We start from the raw sequence: 17256 nt of genomic DNA, 5'->3' as shown, positions 1-17256 counted from the left end.
AGTGGGCCGGTGGACGCGACGCCGCGTGCGCTCGTGTGCTGCCCCCTGCCCTCCGCCAGGCCCCCGTGCCGAGCGAGGGAGAGCCCCCACGTGACCATCGCGCCAGCAGACCCGGCCTCAGCCGCCCCGACTGTCCCGACCGTCCCCACCGCCGAGGACGCTCCGGGCACCGCCTTGCTGCGGACCCTGACCGAGCTGACCGCCGACCTCCCCGACGCCGACCCCGGCCGGGTCGCCGCCGCCGCGCTGCGCGGCCGGTCCGCGCTCGCGGACGAGGCGGAGCTGCGCGAGCTGGCGACGGAGGCCGCGGCCGGTCTGATCTCCGAGGACCCCGCCTACTCCCGGCTGGCCGCCCGGCTGCTGACCATCGGCATCCGCGAGGAGGCCGCCTCGCAGGGCGTCACGTCCTTCACCGAGTCGGTCGCGGTCGGGCACCGCGAGGGCCTCGTCGCCGACCGGACCGCCGAGTTCGCGCGGATCCACGCGGCCCGGCTCGACGCCCTGGTCGACACGGGCGCCGACGACCGTTTCGGCTACTTCGGCCTGCGTACCCTGCACAGCCGGTATCTGCTGCGGCACCCCTACACCCGCAAGGTCATCGAGACGCCCCAGCACTTCATGCTGCGCGTCGCCGCCGGTCTCGCCGAGGACGACACCCTCCGGTCGGTGGACGAAGTCGCCGCGCTCTACGGGCTCATGAGCCGCCTCGACTACCTCCCCTCCTCCCCCACGCTCTTCAACTCCGGCACCCGACACCCCCAGATGTCGTCCTGCTACCTCCTCGACTCCCCCAAGGACGAGCTGGACTCCATCTACGACCGCTACCACCAGGTCGCCCGCCTCTCGAAGCACGCCGGCGGCATCGGCCTCTCGTACTCCCGCATCCGCTCCCGGGGTTCGCTGATCCGCGGCACCAACGGGCACTCCAACGGCATCGTCCCGTTCCTGAAGACCCTCGACGCCTCGGTCGCCGCCGTGAACCAGGGCGGCCGGCGCAAGGGTGCCGCCGCGGTCTACCTGGAGACCTGGCACTCCGACATCGAGGAGTTCCTGGAGCTGCGCGACAACACCGGTGAGGACGCCCGGCGTACGCACAACCTGAACCTCGCGCACTGGATCCCGGACGAGTTCATGCGGCGGGTCAACGCCGACGCGCTGTGGTCGCTGTTCTCGCCGTCGGACGTGCCCGAGCTGGTCGACCTGTGGGGCGAGGAGTTCGACGCGGCGTACCGCAAGGCGGAGGCGGCCGGGCTCGCCAAGAAGACCATCCCGGCCCGTGATCTGTACGGCCGCATGATGCGCACCCTCGCGCAGACCGGCAACGGCTGGATGACCTTCAAGGACGCCGCCAACCGCACCGCCAACCAGACGGCCCTGCCCGGCCATGTCGTCCACTCCTCCAACCTCTGCACGGAGATCCTGGAGGTCACCGACGACGGGGAGACGGCGGTCTGCAACCTGGGGTCCGTCAACCTCGGCGCGTTCGTCGACACGGCGACCGGCGACATCGACTGGGAGCGGCTGGACGTCACGGTCCGCACCGCCGTCACGTTCCTCGACCGCGTCGTCGACATCAACTTCTACCCGACCGAGCAGGCGGGCCGGTCGAACGCCAAGTGGCGGCCGGTGGGGCTCGGCGCGATGGGCCTGCAGGACGTCTTCTTCAAGCTGCGGCTGCCGTTCGACTCGGCCGAGGCGAAAGCCCTGTCCACCCGGATCGCCGAGCGCATCATGCTCGCCGCCTACGAGGCCTCCGCCGACCTCGCCGAGCGCAACGGCCCGCTGCCGGCCTGGGAGAAGACCCGTACGGCCAAGGGGGTCCTGCACCCCGACCACTACGGCGTCGAACTGACCTGGCCGGAGCGCTGGGCCGCGCTGCGCGACCGTATCGCCGCGACGGGCCTGCGCAACTCCCTGCTCCTCGCCATCGCCCCCACCGCGACCATCGCGTCCATCGCCGGCGTCTACGAGTGCATCGAGCCGCAGGTCTCCAACCTGTTCAAGCGCGAGACGCTGTCCGGCGAGTTCCTCCAGGTGAACTCCTACCTGGTCGACGAGCTGAAGGCGCTGGGCGTCTGGGACGCCCGGACCCGTGAGGCGCTGCGCGAATCGAACGGCTCGGTGCAGGACTTCGCCTGGATCCCGACGGACGTGCGGGCCCTGTACCGCACGGCGTGGGAGATCCCGCAGCGCGGACTGATCGACATGGCGGCGGCGCGGACGCCCTTCCTCGACCAGTCGCAGTCCCTGAACCTCTTCCTGGAGACGCCGACCATCGGCAAGCTCTCCTCGATGTACGCGTACGCCTGGAAGCAGGGCCTGAAGACGACGTACTACCTGCGCTCGCGCCCGGCGACCCGCATCGCCCGCGCCGCACAGGCCACCATCCCCGTACAGCAGCCGGCGCCCGAAGACGCCGTCGCCTGCTCCCTGGAAAACCCCGAGTCCTGCGAGGCCTGCCAGTAATGACCGCCCGTAACGCCAATCTCCTCGACCCTGGCTTCGAGCTGACTCTCCGCCCCATGCGCTACCCGGACTTCTACGAGCGCTACCGGGACGCCATCAAGAACACCTGGACCGTCGAGGAGGTCGACCTCCACTCGGACGTCGCCGACCTCGCGAAGCTGTCCGAGGGCGAGCAGCACATGATCGGCCGGCTGGTCGCGTTCTTCGCGACGGGCGACTCGATCGTCGCGAACAACCTGGTGCTGACCCTCTACAAGCACATCAACTCCCCCGAGGCGCGCCTGTACCTGAGCAGGCAGCTCTTCGAGGAGGCCGTGCACGTCCAGTTCTACCTGACGCTGCTGGACACCTACCTCCCCGACCCCGAGGACAGGGCGGCGGCCTTCGACGCCGTCGAGAACATCCCCTCCATCCGCGAGAAGGCCGAGTTCTGCTTCAAGTGGATCAACGAGGTCGAGAAGCTGGAGCGCCTGGAGACCAAGGCCGACCGGCGTCGCTTCCTGCTCAACCTGATCTGCTTCGCGGCGTGCATCGAGGGCCTGTTCTTCTACGGTGCCTTCGCCTACGTGTACTGGTTCCGCAGCCGGGGCCTGCTGCACGGCCTGGCCACCGGCACCAACTGGGTGTTCCGCGACGAGACGATGCACATGAGCTTCGCGTTCGACGTGGTCGACACGGTCCGCAAGGAGGAGCCGGAGCTCTTCGACGACGAGCTCCAGCAGCAGGTCACCGACATGCTGAGGGAGGCCGTCGAGGCCGAGCTCCAGTTCGGGCGCGACCTGTGTGGTGACGGCCTCCCGGGCATGAACACCGAGTCGATGAGGCAGTACCTGGAGTGTGTCGCCGATCAGCGTCTGACGCGGCTCGGCTTCGCTCCGGTGTACGGCTCCGAGAACCCCTTCTCCTTCATGGAGCTGCAGGGTGTTCAGGAGCTCACCAACTTCTTCGAGCGGCGTCCCTCGGCGTACCAGGTGGCGGTGGAGGGCACCGTCGACCTGGACGAGGACTTCTGAGCCTCCGCCCTGTCGCGTTCCTGGGCCTCCCTGATCTGACGGTCGATGCGCCGGTCGTGCACGATCCCGATCACTGACGGGAGGGCCAGGAGGACGAACATGCCGAGCACGACGACCATGGCGAGCAGTGTCTGTACCTGTTCTGTAGTCATGACACCACTGTCGCGCCGGACACTCCTTACGAAAAGTGGCAGGACTGCCGCACACCCTCGATTTACTGCCAGCTTCGAGGCACACTGGCAGCATGCTGAGGAACGTCGCCGCCGTCCTTCTCGACGGTGTACATCTCTTTGAAATGGGCGTCGTCTGCGAGGTGTTCGGCATCGATCGCAGCGACGAAGGGCTGCCCACCTACGACTTCGCGGTCGTCTCGGCCGAGGGTCCGACCCTGGGCACCCATGTCGGCGGCCTCACCGTCTCGACGCCGTACGGCCTGGAGCGGCTGGACGAGGCCGACCTGATCACCGTCCCGGCCGGCAGCGAGTACGTCACCCGCGACTATCCGCCCGAGCTGCTGGACGCCCTGGTCAGGGCCGTGGACCGGGGTGCGCGGGTACTCAGCGTCTGCTCCGGCGCCTTCGTGCTGGGCGCGGCGGGGCTGCTCGACGGGCGGCGGTGCAGTGTGCACTGGCGGCACGCCGAGGAGCTGGCCCTGCGGCATCCGCGGGCGGTCGTCGAGCCCGATGTGCTGTACGTCGACGAAGGGCCGGTGATCACCAGCGCCGGCACCGCCGCCGGCATCGACGCCTGTCTGCACATCGTGCGGCAGGAGCAGGGGCCGGAGGTCGCCAACAAGATCGCCCGGCGCATGGTGGTCCCGCCGCACCGGGACGGCGGGCAGGCCCAGTACATCGAGCGCCCGCTGCCCCGCTCACAGTGCGACACGGTCGGCGAGGTGCTGGCGTGGATGGAGCGGCACCTCGACGAGGAGCTCACCGTCGAGCAGCTCGCCGAGCGTGCGCTCATGTCCCCGCGCACCTTCGCCCGCCGCTTCCAGCAGGAGACCGGCACCACTCCCTACCGTTGGATCCTGCGCCAACGCGTGCTGCTGGCACAGGAGTTGCTGGAGGCGACGGACGAGACGGTGGACGCGATCGCCGGTCGAACAGGGTTCGGCACGGCAGCCGCACTGCGCCATCAGTTCGTACGGGCCCTGGGGACGACCCCGAACTCGTACCGAAGGACGTTCCAGGGGCCGAACGCGGCGTAGGTCCTCTCTGACGCCCCGCGACGCCGACGTGGTCCGAACGACATGCCCTAGTCCCTCGGCACCGGCCGCAGCAGCAGCTTGTGCGGGCGGAGGGTGATGCCCACCCGGGTCGCGTCGTTCGAACCGGACACCTGCTCGAAGCGGTACCTGGCGGACAGCGCCGCCGTGATCAGCGACAGCTGCGCCATCGAGAAGTGGTCGCTGGGGCACTTGCGGTTGCCCACGCTGAACGGACTCATGGCGTATTTCGGCACGTCCTTGACGCGGTCCGGAAGCCAGCGGTCGGGGTCGAAGGCGAGGTTGTCCGTGTACGACTTCGCGTCCCGCTGGATCGCGTAGGGGCTGTAGATGATGTCGGCCCCGGCCGGAATGCGATAGCCACCGAGTGACGTATCGGTCACCGCCCGTCGCGTCAGAATCCAGACCGCGGGGCGCAAACGCATCGCCTCCACGACGACATTGTTCGTGTGCCTGAGGCTACGGACGTCCTGGAATGCCACGGGCCGCCCGCCGGTGACGGATTCGACCTCCGCACAGACCCTGTCGGCGTGTTCCGGATGTTCCGCGAGCACATGCAGCAGCCACATGATGGTGGAGGCCACGGTTTCACTGCCCGGGGTGACTATCGCGACGACCTGGTCGTGGATCTCCTGTTCCCCGATGGGGTCGCCATTCTCGTCCTTCGCCTCCAGCAATGCCGTCAGCAAATCGTCCGGCCTTTGACCAGATGCCCGGCGCTCGGCGACGATCTCGTCGACCAGGAGATGCAAATCGGCCAGGGCCCGGTTGAATTCGCGGTTGGCCGGGAGCGGCAGCCTGTACAGCGGCCCCAGCGGGATCACCATCCGCCGGTACATGCCCCGGAAGACGGTGGCGAGCGCGTTGCACAGCCGCTCGGCCCGCTCGTCCATGTAGTCGCCGCGCAGCAGGCAGCGGGCGGCGATGCGCACCGCGATCCGGAAGGACTCGGAGGTGCAGTCGATGGTCTCGCCGGGCTTCCAGCGCTCGGTCAGCGCATGTGCCTCCTCCTCCATGATCGGCCCGTACGCGGGGATCGCGTCGAGCCGGAAGGCGGGCTGGATGGTGCGTCGCTGACGCCGGTGCCGGGGGCCGTTCGCCGTGGCCACGCCCTCCTTGCCGAGCAGGCCTTCCAGGGACTCCCACAGCGGCCCGTCGATCTTGAAGTCGGTGCTCAGCGCCAGGGCGCCGGTGAGGTCGGGCGTGGTGACGGCGTACACCGTCTTGGGACCGAGCCTGAGGCGTACGACGTCGCCGTGGTCCCGGAGCGCGGCCATGAAGGCCAGCGGATCTCGGGCCAGCTTCCAGCCGTGGCCGAGAAGCGGAACCCCACCGCCGGCGAGGGGCGGCTCACACAGTTCCGAAGCCACACGGGGTTGGGCTTCGGGGCGGACGGACTCGACGGTCATTTCTCACCTGCCGCTTCGTTGTTGACGTACGGGGGCGTGGACCGGTCGTCCCAGCTGTCGACCATGTACCGGCCGGACTCGTGGTGGAACCAGTAGACGGAGCTGAACCAGTTGCGCATATTGCAGACGCAGGCGCGTACGGCGGCGCTGAGTTCCTTTCCCCACAGCGTGCCGTCGGCCAGGGAGTCGGCGAATTCCAGGGCGTCCCGCTCGGCCACGAGGAAATCGGATATGCATTCCTCGACCCGTTGCCTGACGTCCGCAACCGCCTCTTCCAGGGTCAGCCCCTTGTCTTTTATGAGGCTGATTCCGAGATTGTGCACCTCGTCGCCCGCGATTTCCTTGGGGAGTGAGCAGAGGTCGTTGTACCAGGCGGCGAATTCCTGACTCAATAGCGCCGCCCGCCGATACGCCGGGTGTTTCCGTACGGCGTCCGGAAGTTCCAGCCCCGCGGCCGGCTCCAGCAGATCGGACCAGATCCAGTGCGCGAAGGTGAGTCGGCGCAGGGCGAGGTATTCCTCGACCGTGGGAATGTACCCCTCGGTACGATTGCGGAATTCCCGGTCGTACGCCTCGATCACCGCGTGGAAGTGCCGGGCGAACCGGGTGTTCCAGGTGCGGGGCAGGAACGAGTACAGCCGCACCATGCTGTCCGCGAACCCCGCGACCAGCGCGTCCTCGTGGTGCAGATGGTCCTCGGGGGAGTCGAGCGCCGCGTGCAGCCGGAACCGCAGCCGCCGCCAGGCCGCCGGACGACGGTGGACGATGTCGCGGTCGTGCCGGTCGTCCCAGACGAAGAACCACGCGCTGTAGTCCGCAATCGCCTGGAGCACCTCCTCGGGGGCGCCAATGTAGTACCCCGCCATGAGGTCGGTGTAGCACAGGCCGTCGGCATATTCCTCGACCTTGTCGGCCGGCATCAGCCGCTTTTCCAGCAGCCAGGTCCGGGTCTTCTCCTGGAGTCGGGGCCAATACGGATGAAGTTGCCTGGGAAACGCTGCTTCGATCACCGGGAGAGAGAGCGATGGTGGTACCGGGACCGCCGTCGGTGTCGATGTGGTGCCGTGTGAGAAAGCATGCACGAACAAACCCCTCTCAGCCGCCAGTTGTGTAGTTGTGCACGCCCCCTCCCGCTGTGCCGGGCGTGCGCCGTTGCGTATCCCCGCACTTCCATTCAGCACCACAACTGACCGATCTGGGAACGGATTTGCTTCATTCACTACCCCACGGTGCCGAGAATCTCCCCCTATGTGACTGGATCTGGATCACTGGTTGCCTGTATGGGATCGAACGTGCGACGGACATGCGAACGGCGCCCGGTCAGGAAGGTGAACCTGAACAGGCGCCGTACGCAAGGGGCTTGTGGGGCCTTCGAGGATGCCTCAGTCGTTCGCGACCACGGGGTAGCGGGGCTCGTTCTCGGCCATCTGCCGGAGCGCGTCCTTGCGCTCCCGCTTGGAGAGACGGTCGATGTAGAGGTAGCCGTACAGGTGGTCGGTCTCGTGCTGCAAACACCGAGCGAAGTACCCGGTACCGCGCACCTTGACGGGGTTGCCCTTCTCGTCCTGCCCGGTGACCTCGGCGTAGTCGGGGCGGGCCAGCGGCGCATATGCCGTCGGCACCGAGAGGCAGCCCTCGTTGCTGTCGTCCAGCCGGCGCCTGTCGGCGGGCAGCTCGACGAGCTTCGGGTTGCACACGACACCGACGTGCCGCCTGCCCTCATCGTCCATGCAGTCGTAGACGAAGACCTTCAGGTCGACACCGATCTGGTTGGCGGCGAGGCCGACGCCCTCGGCGGTGCGCTGCGAGGCGAACATGTCCGCCACCAGCTGGTCCAGCTCCGCGCCGAACTCGGTGACGTCCTTGCACTCCTTGTGCAGCACCGGGTTCCCGACGACGGTGATCGGCCGCGAGGTGCCGCGCTCACGCCAGGCGTTCTCGCGCTCCTCCGTGTCCTCGGTGTCGACGACGAACCCCTCGTCATCCACGGGGAGCACGCCCGCGTGCTGCTGCTCGGTGTCCTGCTGGGCCATGACCGACGTATGCCTTCCTGCACAAGAAAAGAGGGGGGTGATGCTGATACAGGGTACGGGGAGCGCCCCTCCAGGGGCGCTGGACCGTGTCAATATGCGGCTCCGCCGCGTGGGCGCGACCAGTCACGACGAGCCCGCAGCCGGCCGCGGTCTAGCAAACCTCTTCGAGATCCCGCCAGTCCCGGGAATCCGGACTGTCGGCGACCCACCCGTCCAGCAACCCCCGCACCAGCGCAGCCGGCGCAGCCACCCCGCACTCCCGCTCCGGCACCCACAGCTGCCCATCGGTCCGGTGCCCCAGCGGCCCGGGGTGACCCGGCTCACTGTGGTCGTGCGGATCCAGATGCTCCCCGTCACCCTCGTCGGACGGCATCCGCGACTCTGAGCACATCCGGCACAGCAGCCGCACGGACGACGACCAGTCCTCCGCGGCGAACCCGGCATCCGCCGCGAGCTGCTCCAGCGCGTCCCGGTCGGCCTCGGTGGCGGCCTCCAGGAGGACCACCCAGGTGGGTACCGGCGAGGGCGCCCACAGCTCGATCTCGTCGAAGACGGGGTAGGAATGCCCGGCCGCGGTGGTCCGCTCCCCGTGGGGCACCCCGTCGTGCAGCACGACCTCGCCCCAGCGCCGCCCGGAGGACGGCAGCGGGATGGACAGCACCTCGATCCGGGCGGGGTCGAGCCGCCGCCCCCACACGACCTCGGCCTCGCCCTCCGGGGACAGCCGTACGGCCGCGCTGCCCAGGTCCATCCCGAGCGGTTCACCGGAGTCGGTCGCACCGCCGGGCACCCGCAGCCCGTACGCCTGCCAGGCCCGCCGGGCCAGCGGCCAGTCCTGGAGGGCGGTGGCCGCGATGCCGACGTTCCACCAGTCGGGCGCCCCGGTCTCCCGGTCGAGCAGCGCCACGGCACGCAGTCCGGCCGCGCGGGCCTGCTCCCAGTCGTGCCGGAACTTGTGCAGCAGGGCGAGATTGAACCAGGACTCCGAAAGCCAGGGCTCCAGATCGGCGGCACGTGTCAGCAACGCGCCCGCGTCCTCGTACCGACCGTCGCCGATCAACGTGAACGCACGGTCGGTGGCCTGCCGCCAGGAGGCGGAGGGCCGGTGCCGTCCCTTGCCGAAGATCCTCACGATTCCCGCCTGCCAGTTCCGTGGAGTGGGCTGGCTAGTGCTCGCCCCCGGACACCCTCTCATTCGCATCCAACCACGTACGGCTGGAAGGGCGCTCATTACCCATGGGTTACCCAGCCACAGGGGGTGTCAGACAGTCCCCCACCCGTCACCCACCACCACCCTGCCAGAGGCGCCTCGCGCCGCCCCCTGGATTCGGAGCACCCGTGCGAGCGACCCCACCACCTCCGGCGCATAGTCCCCGGCGGTGCCCAGCCGAAGCTCCTCCAGCGCCCTCAGCGGCCCGCCGGGCCCGGCGTCGCGGGTCTTCTCCTCGTAGGCGTTCACCGCCCGCACGATCCGCGCGGCGACCGGCTGCTCCGGGCAGGGGTCGGCAAGCCGCTCCACGACCATCGCCACCTGCGGGCTCACCCCGGTCTGCCGTACGACGGCCCCGCCCAGCAGCGCGATCCGCCGCTGCTCCTCGACGGGCAGCACGGCGGTGGCGCCGGCCGGCACCGGATCGACCAGGCTGAGTTGCCCGATGTCGTGCATGAGGGCCGCGTACTCCAGCACGGTGAGCTCGGCCCCGGACAGGCCCAGGTCCCGCCCGACCTCCCGGCTGAGCGCGGCCACCCGCCTGGCGTGTCCGGCCGGTGTGTACCCGGCGATCTCGGTGGCCCGGGCGAGGGAGGCGATGGTCTGCCGGTAGGTCGCCCGGACGGCCGCGTACCGGCGCAGGGACATCTGGGTGAGCAGGAGGGGCAGTGAGAAGACGGGCAGCGCCCACAGCCCGGCCACGGCGACCGCGAGCGCCATCACCGCGCCCGTCGCACAGACGGCGGACCCGATCCCCAGCGTCGCCCGCAGCTGGTCCCGCAGCAGCGGCCCGAACGGCCACCGGGTGCGGGAGTGCGCCAGCGCGGCGGCGAGCAGCGCGTCGCACAGGGCCGTGAGGGTGAGGATCGCGAGCAGGAGCAGGGCGTACGCGGTGCCCCAGCCGTGGAACGTGCCCTGGTTGTACAGGGGTTGGAAGCAGACGGCCGCGAAGCCGACGGTGAGCACGCGACGGGCGAGGTGGTCGAGGACGGGACGGCCCCGCGCGATGTGCGGCACGCTCCCGAGGAGCGCGGCCGCGAGGACGACGCTGAGAACCTGGGCGACGCCGTGCTCGGTGGGATGTCCGCCGTTCTCCCCCAGGAGGGCGTACGACAGCGCTGCGGCGGCCCCGAGAGGCGCGGCCTCCCTGCCCTCCGCTGCCGTCCACCGGGTGAGCTCGCCGAGGGTGACGAGCGCGCCGAAGGCGAGCGCCGTGCCGCGTTCGCCGAGGCCGCCGCTCCCCAGGGTGCCGATCAGGCAGACGGCGGCGAGGAGGGCGGCGCAGGCGTGGACGAGGGTGAGCAGGAAGGGTGGTCTCGGGGCGCTCATCGGTGGGTCTCCGGGGCACTGGAGACGGGCGGGCGGGGCGGGGGCACGGACGTTTCGTCGGCGGTCACGGCGGGATGCCACCCCTGCTGGTCCACGGCTCTGACGAGGGCGGTGACCATCGCGGGGTCGAACTGCGCGCCCGCGCACTTCTCCAGCTCCCGCAGGGCTACCGGTACCGGCCGGGCCCTGGAGTACGACCGGTTCGACGTCATCGCGTCGAACGCGTCCGCGACCGCCACCACCCGCGCCGACTCCGGGATCTGGCTCCCCCTCAGCCCGTAGGGGTAGCCGCTCCCGTCGAGCCGCTCATGGTGGTGCAGTACGGCGGCGCGGGCCTCGCCGAGGAAGGAGATCCCCCGGACCATCTCGTGCCCGTACTCGGGATGCAGCTCGATCACGCGCCGTTCCTCGGGCGTGAGCGGCCCGTCCTTGCGCAGCAGCCGCGTGGGCACGCCCAGCTTGCCGACGTCGTGCAGGATCCCGGCGAAGCGGAGCATCTCGACACGCTCGTCGGCCATGCCCAGCTCCCGCGCGATCATCATCGAGGCCTGGCCGACCCGCTCGCTGTGGCCGCGGGTGTAGCCGTCCTTGATGTCGACGGCCTGGACCAGCGCCCGGATGGTCGCCTGATGGGCCGCGCGTTCCCGGTGGTACTGGGCGAACACCCACCACGACACGCACATCGGCAGCAGCACCAGCAGCGCGGCGACCGGGCCGTAGGGACTGCGCCACAGCACGGCCATCATCAGCCCGGCCAGACCGTGCACGGCGATCGGCGCGAGCGAGCGCAGGAACAGCCCCCGCCAGGCACGCCGTACCGGCACTCGCTCGGCCAGCGCGAGAATCCCGCCGTCCAGGGCGGTCAGGACGAGGCAGAACGTCAGCGCCGAGGCTCCGGCGGGCGCGAGCGCGTACGGAAAGTCGGAGGCGAGAACGGCGTCCTGGCCGCCGAGCGCCTCGTGCACCCGGGCGGCCGCCCACACCGCGACAGCGGACTGTGCCGCCCGCCACAACCGGCGCAGCCGACGCGGCTGTTGGGCGACGGGGGACAGCAGCGCCCCCGGCACGGGTACCAGCGCGGCCGCGTACGGCGGCAGGAGGACGGCCCCGGCGAGCAGCACGGGATAGAAGGTGCCCGCCAGCCGCCACTTGGCGGCGATCCGCTCACCGCCGACGTAGAGGGCGGCGAGCAGTGCCACCGCCCACCAAGGGGTGCCGGCGACCGACAGCGGGTGCAGGCAGAACAGGGCAGCGAGGGCGACACAGACGACGTACACACGCGCCCGTGCAGGTATCGCCTCCATGTGCTCCTCCCCGGCCAGGCCTTCCCGGCACGGGAGCCTAGAGCGGCCGAGGGGAGGTCCGCGGTGTTATGACCGGGGGATTAGCACGTTCGAGTGACGGCCGTCCGTTCAGGACGCCTGGGACCAGGGACTCCCGTGGTTCAGGACTCCTGCGGCGTGGCGGTCACGTCATGGTCGGGCACGGCCTGGCCGGAGCGGATCAGGTCGAGCCGCCCCAGGACCTTGGCACGCAGGTCCGTCGGCACGTCGTCATGCCCGCAGCAGCGCTTGACCAGCTTCTTCACGGCCTCTTCGAGCCCGTACTTCTCCAGGCACGGCGAGCACTCCGTGAAGTGCTGCTTGAACTTGTCGCGGTCGACGTCCGGCATCTCACTGTCGAGGAACTCGTAGAGATGATCGAGTACCTCACTGCAGTCCGTCTCGTGCGGCTCTCCGCAGCTCATGAGCCCGAACCTTTCACTTCGTTCGACTCTCCGGCGCCGGCCGGGACCAGTCCGCGCTCACGGGCGTAGTCCTCGAGCATGCCGCGCAGTTGACGGCGTCCCCGGTGCAGCCGGGACATCACCGTACCGATGGGTGTCCCCATGATGTCCGCGATCTCCTTGTACGCAAAGCCCTCTACGTCGGCGAGGTACACGGCGATGCGGAACTCCTCGGGGATCGCCTGGAGGGCTTCCTTCACGTCCGAGTCGGGCAGGTGGTCGAGCGCTTGCGACTCCGCGGAGCGCAAGCCCGTCGACATGTGCGACTCGGCCCGCGCGAGCTGCCAGTCCTCGATCTCCTCGGCCGCGGAGCGCTGGGGTTCGCGCTGCTTCTTGCGGTACGAGTTGATGAAGGTGTTGGTGAGGATCCGGTACAGCCACGCCTTCAGGTTGGTGCCCTCGCGGAACTGGTGGAAGGACGCGTACGCCTTGGCGTACGTCTCCTGCACCAGGTCCTCGGCGTCGGCCGGGTTGCGCGTCATGCGCAGGGCGGCCGAGTACATCTGGTCGAGGAATTCGAGCGCGTCCCGCTCGAAGCGCGCGCTGCGCTCGGCGGTCGTCTCCGCGGACGTGTCCACGCTCATGCCCTGGCCCTCGGGCTGCTCCGCCTGGCCGTCGTCGGTCCCTGCGTCGGTACCGGGAACCGGACCCACCTCCTCAAGATTCCGGGCAGCACCGAATCCGGTCCCGCCTGAATCGGAGGATAGACGACCTGCCGTACCTGCCGCCCCTCGAATTGGAGCGGTCCTGGCCGCATGCAACACCGTCCAGTCCAGGTCAGTACGGCTGCTGCGGGCCGGGCAGAAGGTCGAACCCATGCGGCGGACTTCCTCTCCTACGACGTCGGCGCCGGTGTTTCAGCACCGCTGTCCGCCACAACAGAGGCCGGAGCCCCGACATTCCCGGACCTTTACCCGAGTGACCCGACCCACTTCACGACCGCGTCCGTGATGATCGCCACAGCCTCGTCCTGATCGAGGGGCGCCCTCTTGGGCACGGCGAACGCGTGATCGCCGTACGGCACCTCGATCAGCTCGAAGTCCCCGTCCGGGAACTCCTCCGGCTTCCCGAACGGATCGTTCCCGCCCTGCACGACGAGAGTCGGCACCCCGGCGCCGAGCAGCTCGTCGGCGCGGGACTTCTCGGGCTTGCCCGGCGGGTGGAGGGGGAAGCTCAGCGCGAGCACGGCGTGGGCGCCGAGTTCGACGGCCGTACGGCAGGCGACCCGGGCCCCGGCGCTGCGCCCGCCGGAGATCACGGGCAGGCCGGGCGCGGCGAGCGCGGGCCAGATGCCGCGCCAGCCGACGTCGAGGGTCTTCGGCGCGGGTGCCACCTTCTTGCCGGCGACGCGCCAGGGCTGTTCGACGCGGGCGACGGTCACTCCGTGCCCGGGCAGGACATCGGCCAGCGCCCGCAGGTCCATGGCCTCGATGCCACCGCCGGCGCCGTGACTCACCGCCAGCACGAGCCGGGGCTTCCTCGCCGGGTGCCAGGTGACGCGGGCGTCCCCCGCATCCGTACCAACGATCTCGGTCGTCACATCCGTCACATCCGCCACGTCCGTCGTGCCTGTCCCGTCCGCTGCATCCGTCCCGCCCGCCACATCAGAAGAGTGTGCCCTCTTCGGGGCCGTCCAGCTCCTTCAGCAGCTCCGGGCCGTTGTTGCGGACGTTGCTGACCAGTGTGGAGACCGGGTAGGCCCGCATCAGGCCCTCCGGCGGCGGGTCGAGCAGGGTCCGCAGCTCTTCGGGGTCGGTGCGGGACGGGTCGAGCCAGGCGTCCCAGCGGTCCGGGGTCAGCATCAGCGGCATCCGGGGGTGGATGTCGGCCAGCGCGTTCGGGCCCTCCGGGGACGTCACCGCCAGCGGGCTCGTCTCCGCCTCCGTCGTGATGACGGAGCACGTCACCCACCAGGCCTGCGGGTGCTCGTCGGGCAGCGTCCGGTCCCGCCAGAACTCGTACAGCCCCGCCATCGCGAACACCGACCCGTCGGCGGGCAGCACGAAGTACGGCTGCTTGCGCGGCCGCTTCTTCCTGCCCTCGACCTCCAGATCCCGCTCCTGCTTGCCGGTGACCCACTCGTAGTAGCCGTCGGCGGGGATGATGCACCGCCGGGAGGTGAAGGCCCGCCGGTACGAGGGCTTCTCGTGCACCGTCTCCGCGCGCGCGTTGATCATTTTGAAGGCGCTCTCGGGGGTCTTGGACCAGCTGGGCACCAGCCCCCACTTCAACTTGCGCAGCTGTCGAACCGGCCGGGGGTCGGCAGCGTCTTTCAGGGGGCGGTCGAGGACGACGTGGACCTCCTTGGTCGGCGCCACGTTGTAGTCCGGCTCCAGGGTCTCCTCGGGCTCCCACTTCTCGATCTCGAAGATCCCCGCGAGGTCCTCGGGACCACGACTCGCCGCATACCGTCCGCACATCCTTACCCACCCCTCCGACCGAGCGCTGGTCCCTCGTGTCCGCCTGGCCGCCGCGGCTCCAACGTCGTGACCTGCACGTTCGTCGTCAGGAACGATCGCGGCCACGTCGACGTCTGAGATAGCACCCGCACGTACGTGCCACACTGCCAGACTCCATCCGACCACAGGGAGCCGTCGCCCTACATGGACAGCACCGCATCCGCCTCGCTCGCCTCCCTCTGGGACGAGGTCTCCGGTACTCAGCCCGACCCCGATCTGTGGGTCGTGATCGCCACCCTGGTCGTCGCGCTCGCCGTCGTCGTCCCGCAGATCCTGTGGCGCCTCTCGCGCAACGCCATCACCATCGCCCACGAGGGCGGCCACGGCCTGGTGGCGCTGCTGACCGGCCGGACGCTGACCGGCATACGCCTGCACTCCGACACCAGCGGCCTCACCGTCAGCCGCGGCAAGCCGCACGGCATCGGCATGATCCTCACCGCGGCCGCGGGCTACACGGCTCCCCCGCTGCTGGGCCTGGGCGGCGCCGCGCTGCTGGCCGCGGGCCGGATCACCCTGCTCCTGTGGCTGGCGACGGCCCTGCTGGTGGCGATGCTGGTGATGATCCGGAACGCGTACGGGGCCCTGACGGTGTTCGTCACAGGCGGCACGTTCGTGTTGGTGAGCTGGCTGACCGGGCCGCAGGTGCAGGCGGCGTTCGCGTATGTGGTGGTGTGGTTCCTGCTGCTGGGCGGGGTGCGTCCGGCATTCGAGCTACAGGCGAAGCGGGCACGGGGCGGGGCGGGCGACTCGGACGCGGATCAGTTGTCACGCCTGACGCATGTGCCGGCGGGCTTGTGGCTGTTCTTGTTCCACGCGGTGTCGTTGTGCTCTCTGATAGGCGGCGGACGGTGGCTCTTGGAGATGTGACAAGCCCCGAAGGGGCGAGTCACAGGGGCCGGGGCGGTAACGATTTACGGCTCCGTCGCGTGGGCCCGGTCAGCCCCCACGGCGCCGCACCCGAACAACGACCTGCGCAACCCCCTGCTTATAAAGTGGGGCCATGGCCCCGAACGACGCACACACCGCCCTCTGGCCCGCCCCGCACGCGAGCGGAGCCGTCGACGCGACGGTCCACGTGCCCGGGTCCAAGTCGGTCACCAACCGCGCTCTCGTCCTCGCCGCCCTGGCGAGCGAGCCCGGCTGGCTGCGCCGCCCACTGCGCTCCCGCGACACCCTGCTGATGGCCGGCGCGCTGCGGGCGATGGGCGTCGGCATCGAGGAGGGCGTCGGCCCCGAGGGCACCGGCGAGGCGTGGCGTGTCCTCCCCGCGGGCCTGCGGGGTCCGACCACGGTCGACGTCGGCAACGCGGGCACGGTGATGCGCTTCCTGCCGCCGGTCGCCGCGCTGGCCGACGGCCCCATCCGTTTCGACGGCGACCCCAGGTCGTACGAGCGCCCCCTGAACGGCGTGATCGACGCCCTGCGCGTCCTCGGCGCCCGGATCGACGACGACGGCCGGGGCGCGCTGCCGCTGACGGTGCAGGGCGGGGGCGCCCTGGACGGCGGCCCGGTGGAGATCGACGCCTCGTCGTCGTCCCAGTTCGTGTCGGCGCTGCTGTTGTCCGGCCCGCGCTTCAACCAGGGCGTGGAGGTGCGGCACATCGGTTCCTCGCTTCCCTCGATGCCGCACATCCGCATGACCGTCGACATGCTGCGCGCCGTCGGCGCCCAGGTGGACACCCCGGAGTCGGGCGGCGAGCCGAACGTCTGGCGGGTCACGCCGGGCGCGCTGCTCGGCCGTGACCTCACCATCGAGCCGGACCTGTCCAACGCCCAGCCGTTCCTGGCGGCGGCGCTGGTGACCGGCGGCAAGGTCCTCGTCCCGGACTGGCCGAGCCGCACCACCCAGCCCGGCGACCGGCTGCGCGAGATCTTCACCGAGATGGGCGGTTCCTGCGAACTCACCGAGTACGGGCTCGTGTTCACCGGTTCGGGTGCGATCCACGGCATCGACGTGGACCTGAGCGAGGTCGGCGAGCTCACCCCGGGCATCGCGGCGGTCGCCGCTCTGGCCGACTCCCCCTCCACGCTCCGCGGCGTCGCGCACCTGCGTCTGCACGAGACCGACCGTCTGGCCGCGCTGACCAAGGAGATCAACGAACTCGGCGGTGACGTCACCGAGACCGCCGACGGCCTGCACATCCGCCCGCGTCGACTGCACGGCGGCGTCTTCCACACCTACGAGGACCACCGCATGGCGACGGCAGGCGCGATCATCGGCCTCGCGGTCGAGGGCGTACGGATCGAGAACGTGGCGACGACGGCGAAGACACTGCCGGACTTTCCCGAACTGTGGACCGGGATGCTCGGGGCGTAGGGACTC

The 17256-nt window shown here is 70.1% G+C and carries 16 protein-coding genes; 5 read left to right on the top strand and 11 right to left on the bottom strand.

Translation table 11 applies throughout. From position 1 onward, the window contains the following. Nucleotides 1-90: 90 nt before the first annotated feature. Both ADK36_RS11360 and ADK36_RS11355 read left to right on the top strand, forming a co-directional pair. On the top strand, nucleotides 91-2466 hold the full coding sequence (locus tag ADK36_RS11360) for a ribonucleoside-diphosphate reductase subunit alpha (RefSeq protein WP_053197207.1): 2376 nt from the start codon (nucleotides 91-93) through the stop codon (nucleotides 2464-2466). Beyond that, nucleotides 2466-3479: a ribonucleotide-diphosphate reductase subunit beta gene (locus tag ADK36_RS11355; protein WP_053197205.1), complete on the top strand. Its 1014-nt coding sequence runs from the start codon at nucleotides 2466-2468 to the stop codon at nucleotides 3477-3479. The genes ADK36_RS11360 and ADK36_RS11355 overlap by 1 nt, the downstream gene beginning before the upstream one ends. Here the strand turns inward: ADK36_RS11355 and ADK36_RS46095 are convergent. Beyond that, entirely contained in the window at nucleotides 3392-3631 is a 240-nt protein-coding gene (locus ADK36_RS46095; protein ID WP_078916261.1) for a hypothetical protein, read from the bottom strand. The two genes, ADK36_RS11355 and ADK36_RS46095, sit on opposite strands and share 88 nt — an antisense overlap. Nucleotides 3632-3723: 92 nt before the next feature. Between ADK36_RS46095 and ADK36_RS11350 the strand changes: the two genes are divergently transcribed. After that, nucleotides 3724-4689 carry a helix-turn-helix domain-containing protein gene (locus ADK36_RS11350; protein WP_048582095.1) on the top strand — a complete coding sequence of 322 codons (966 nt, stop codon included), beginning with the start codon at nucleotides 3724-3726 and terminating at the stop codon, nucleotides 4687-4689. 47 nt (nucleotides 4690-4736) lie between these two features. On the opposite strand, the gene ADK36_RS11345 is transcribed toward ADK36_RS11350, so the two are convergent. The 10 genes from ADK36_RS11345 to ADK36_RS11300 form a co-directional block, all read right to left on the bottom strand. Beyond that, nucleotides 4737-6116: a cytochrome P450 gene (locus ADK36_RS11345; RefSeq protein WP_048582097.1), complete on the bottom strand. Its 1380-nt coding sequence runs from the start codon at nucleotides 6114-6116 to the stop codon at nucleotides 4737-4739. Further along, the gene (cyc1, locus tag ADK36_RS11340) at nucleotides 6113-7198 is read right to left on the bottom strand and encodes an epi-isozizaene synthase (protein ID WP_107083727.1); all 1086 of its coding nucleotides are present in this window, start codon (nucleotides 7196-7198) and stop codon (nucleotides 6113-6115) included. Before cyc1 ends, ADK36_RS11345 begins: the two co-directional genes overlap by 4 nt. A gap of 300 nt (nucleotides 7199-7498) precedes the next feature. Further along, nucleotides 7499-8149, bottom strand: a complete 651-nt coding sequence (def, locus tag ADK36_RS11335; RefSeq protein WP_053197203.1) for a peptide deformylase — start codon at nucleotides 8147-8149, stop codon at nucleotides 7499-7501. 151 nt (nucleotides 8150-8300) lie between these two features. Beyond that, nucleotides 8301-9281: a tetratricopeptide repeat protein gene (locus ADK36_RS11330; RefSeq protein WP_048582100.1), complete on the bottom strand. Its 981-nt coding sequence runs from the start codon at nucleotides 9279-9281 to the stop codon at nucleotides 8301-8303. 129 nt (nucleotides 9282-9410) lie between these two features. Then, the gene (locus tag ADK36_RS11325) at nucleotides 9411-10688 is read right to left on the bottom strand and encodes an HD-GYP domain-containing protein (RefSeq protein ID WP_078942572.1); all 1278 of its coding nucleotides are present in this window, start codon (nucleotides 10686-10688) and stop codon (nucleotides 9411-9413) included. Continuing rightward, nucleotides 10685-11992 carry an HD-GYP domain-containing protein gene (locus ADK36_RS11320; protein WP_053197201.1) on the bottom strand — a complete coding sequence of 436 codons (1308 nt, stop codon included), beginning with the start codon at nucleotides 11990-11992 and terminating at the stop codon, nucleotides 10685-10687. The genes ADK36_RS11325 and ADK36_RS11320 overlap by 4 nt, the downstream gene beginning before the upstream one ends. Nucleotides 11993-12132: 140 nt before the next feature. After that, on the bottom strand, nucleotides 12133-12435 hold the full coding sequence (rsrA, locus tag ADK36_RS11315; protein WP_030052446.1) for a mycothiol system anti-sigma-R factor: 303 nt from the start codon (nucleotides 12433-12435) through the stop codon (nucleotides 12133-12135). Then, nucleotides 12432-13127 carry an RNA polymerase sigma factor SigR gene (gene sigR / locus ADK36_RS11310; protein WP_053197199.1) on the bottom strand — a complete coding sequence of 232 codons (696 nt, stop codon included), beginning with the start codon at nucleotides 13125-13127 and terminating at the stop codon, nucleotides 12432-12434. Before sigR ends, rsrA begins: the two co-directional genes overlap by 4 nt. Nucleotides 13128-13384: 257 nt before the next feature. Further along, entirely contained in the window at nucleotides 13385-14014 is a 630-nt protein-coding gene (locus tag ADK36_RS11305; protein ID WP_107086849.1) for an alpha/beta family hydrolase, read from the bottom strand. 64 nt (nucleotides 14015-14078) lie between these two features. Beyond that, nucleotides 14079-14894 (bottom strand): SOS response-associated peptidase, encoded by an 816-nt coding sequence (locus ADK36_RS11300; RefSeq protein ID WP_053197195.1) that lies wholly within the window; start codon nucleotides 14892-14894, stop codon nucleotides 14079-14081. A gap of 183 nt (nucleotides 14895-15077) precedes the next feature. Here ADK36_RS11300 and ADK36_RS11295 point away from each other — a divergent pair, with 183 nt between their 5' ends. Together ADK36_RS11295 and aroA are read left to right on the top strand one after the other, a co-directional pair. After that, the gene (locus tag ADK36_RS11295; protein ID WP_053197193.1) at nucleotides 15078-15800 is read left to right on the top strand and encodes a M50 family metallopeptidase; all 723 of its coding nucleotides are present in this window, start codon (nucleotides 15078-15080) and stop codon (nucleotides 15798-15800) included. A gap of 133 nt (nucleotides 15801-15933) precedes the next feature. Continuing rightward, entirely contained in the window at nucleotides 15934-17250 is a 1317-nt protein-coding gene (aroA, locus tag ADK36_RS11290; protein WP_048582106.1) for a 3-phosphoshikimate 1-carboxyvinyltransferase, read from the top strand. Nucleotides 17251-17256 lie beyond the last annotated feature (6 nt).

It is taken from the genome of Streptomyces viridochromogenes (assembly GCF_001270495.1).
Taxonomy (GTDB): Bacteria; Actinomycetota; Actinomycetes; order Streptomycetales; family Streptomycetaceae; genus Streptomyces; species Streptomyces viridochromogenes_A.
Note: the sequence above shows the minus strand (reverse complement) of the source record. Positions and strands in the feature narration are given on the sequence as shown.

Excerpts from the sequence above, each read along its gene's own strand:
- ADK36_RS11325 (WP_078942572.1), bottom strand. The coding sequence starts at position 10,688 with ATGAGCGCCCCGAGACCACCCTTCCTGCTCACCCTCGTCCACGCCTGC.
- ADK36_RS11345 (WP_048582097.1), bottom strand. The coding sequence starts at position 6,116 with ATGACCGTCGAGTCCGTCCGCCCCGAAGCCCAACCCCGTGTGGCTTCG.
- ADK36_RS11300 (WP_053197195.1), bottom strand. The coding sequence starts at position 14,894 with ATGTGCGGACGGTATGCGGCGAGTCGTGGTCCCGAGGACCTCGCGGGG.
- def (WP_053197203.1), bottom strand. The coding sequence starts at position 8,149 with ATGGCCCAGCAGGACACCGAGCAGCAGCACGCGGGCGTGCTCCCCGTG.
- aroA (WP_048582106.1), top strand. The coding sequence starts at position 15,934 with ATGGCCCCGAACGACGCACACACCGCCCTCTGGCCCGCCCCGCACGCG.
- rsrA (WP_030052446.1), bottom strand. The coding sequence starts at position 12,435 with ATGAGCTGCGGAGAGCCGCACGAGACGGACTGCAGTGAGGTACTCGAT.
- ADK36_RS11320 (WP_053197201.1), bottom strand. The coding sequence starts at position 11,992 with ATGGAGGCGATACCTGCACGGGCGCGTGTGTACGTCGTCTGTGTCGCC.
- ADK36_RS46095 (WP_078916261.1), bottom strand. The coding sequence starts at position 3,631 with ATGACTACAGAACAGGTACAGACACTGCTCGCCATGGTCGTCGTGCTC.
- ADK36_RS11355 (WP_053197205.1), top strand. The coding sequence starts at position 2,466 with ATGACCGCCCGTAACGCCAATCTCCTCGACCCTGGCTTCGAGCTGACT.
- ADK36_RS11295 (WP_053197193.1), top strand. The coding sequence starts at position 15,078 with ATGGACAGCACCGCATCCGCCTCGCTCGCCTCCCTCTGGGACGAGGTC.
- ADK36_RS11350 (WP_048582095.1), top strand. The coding sequence starts at position 3,724 with ATGCTGAGGAACGTCGCCGCCGTCCTTCTCGACGGTGTACATCTCTTT.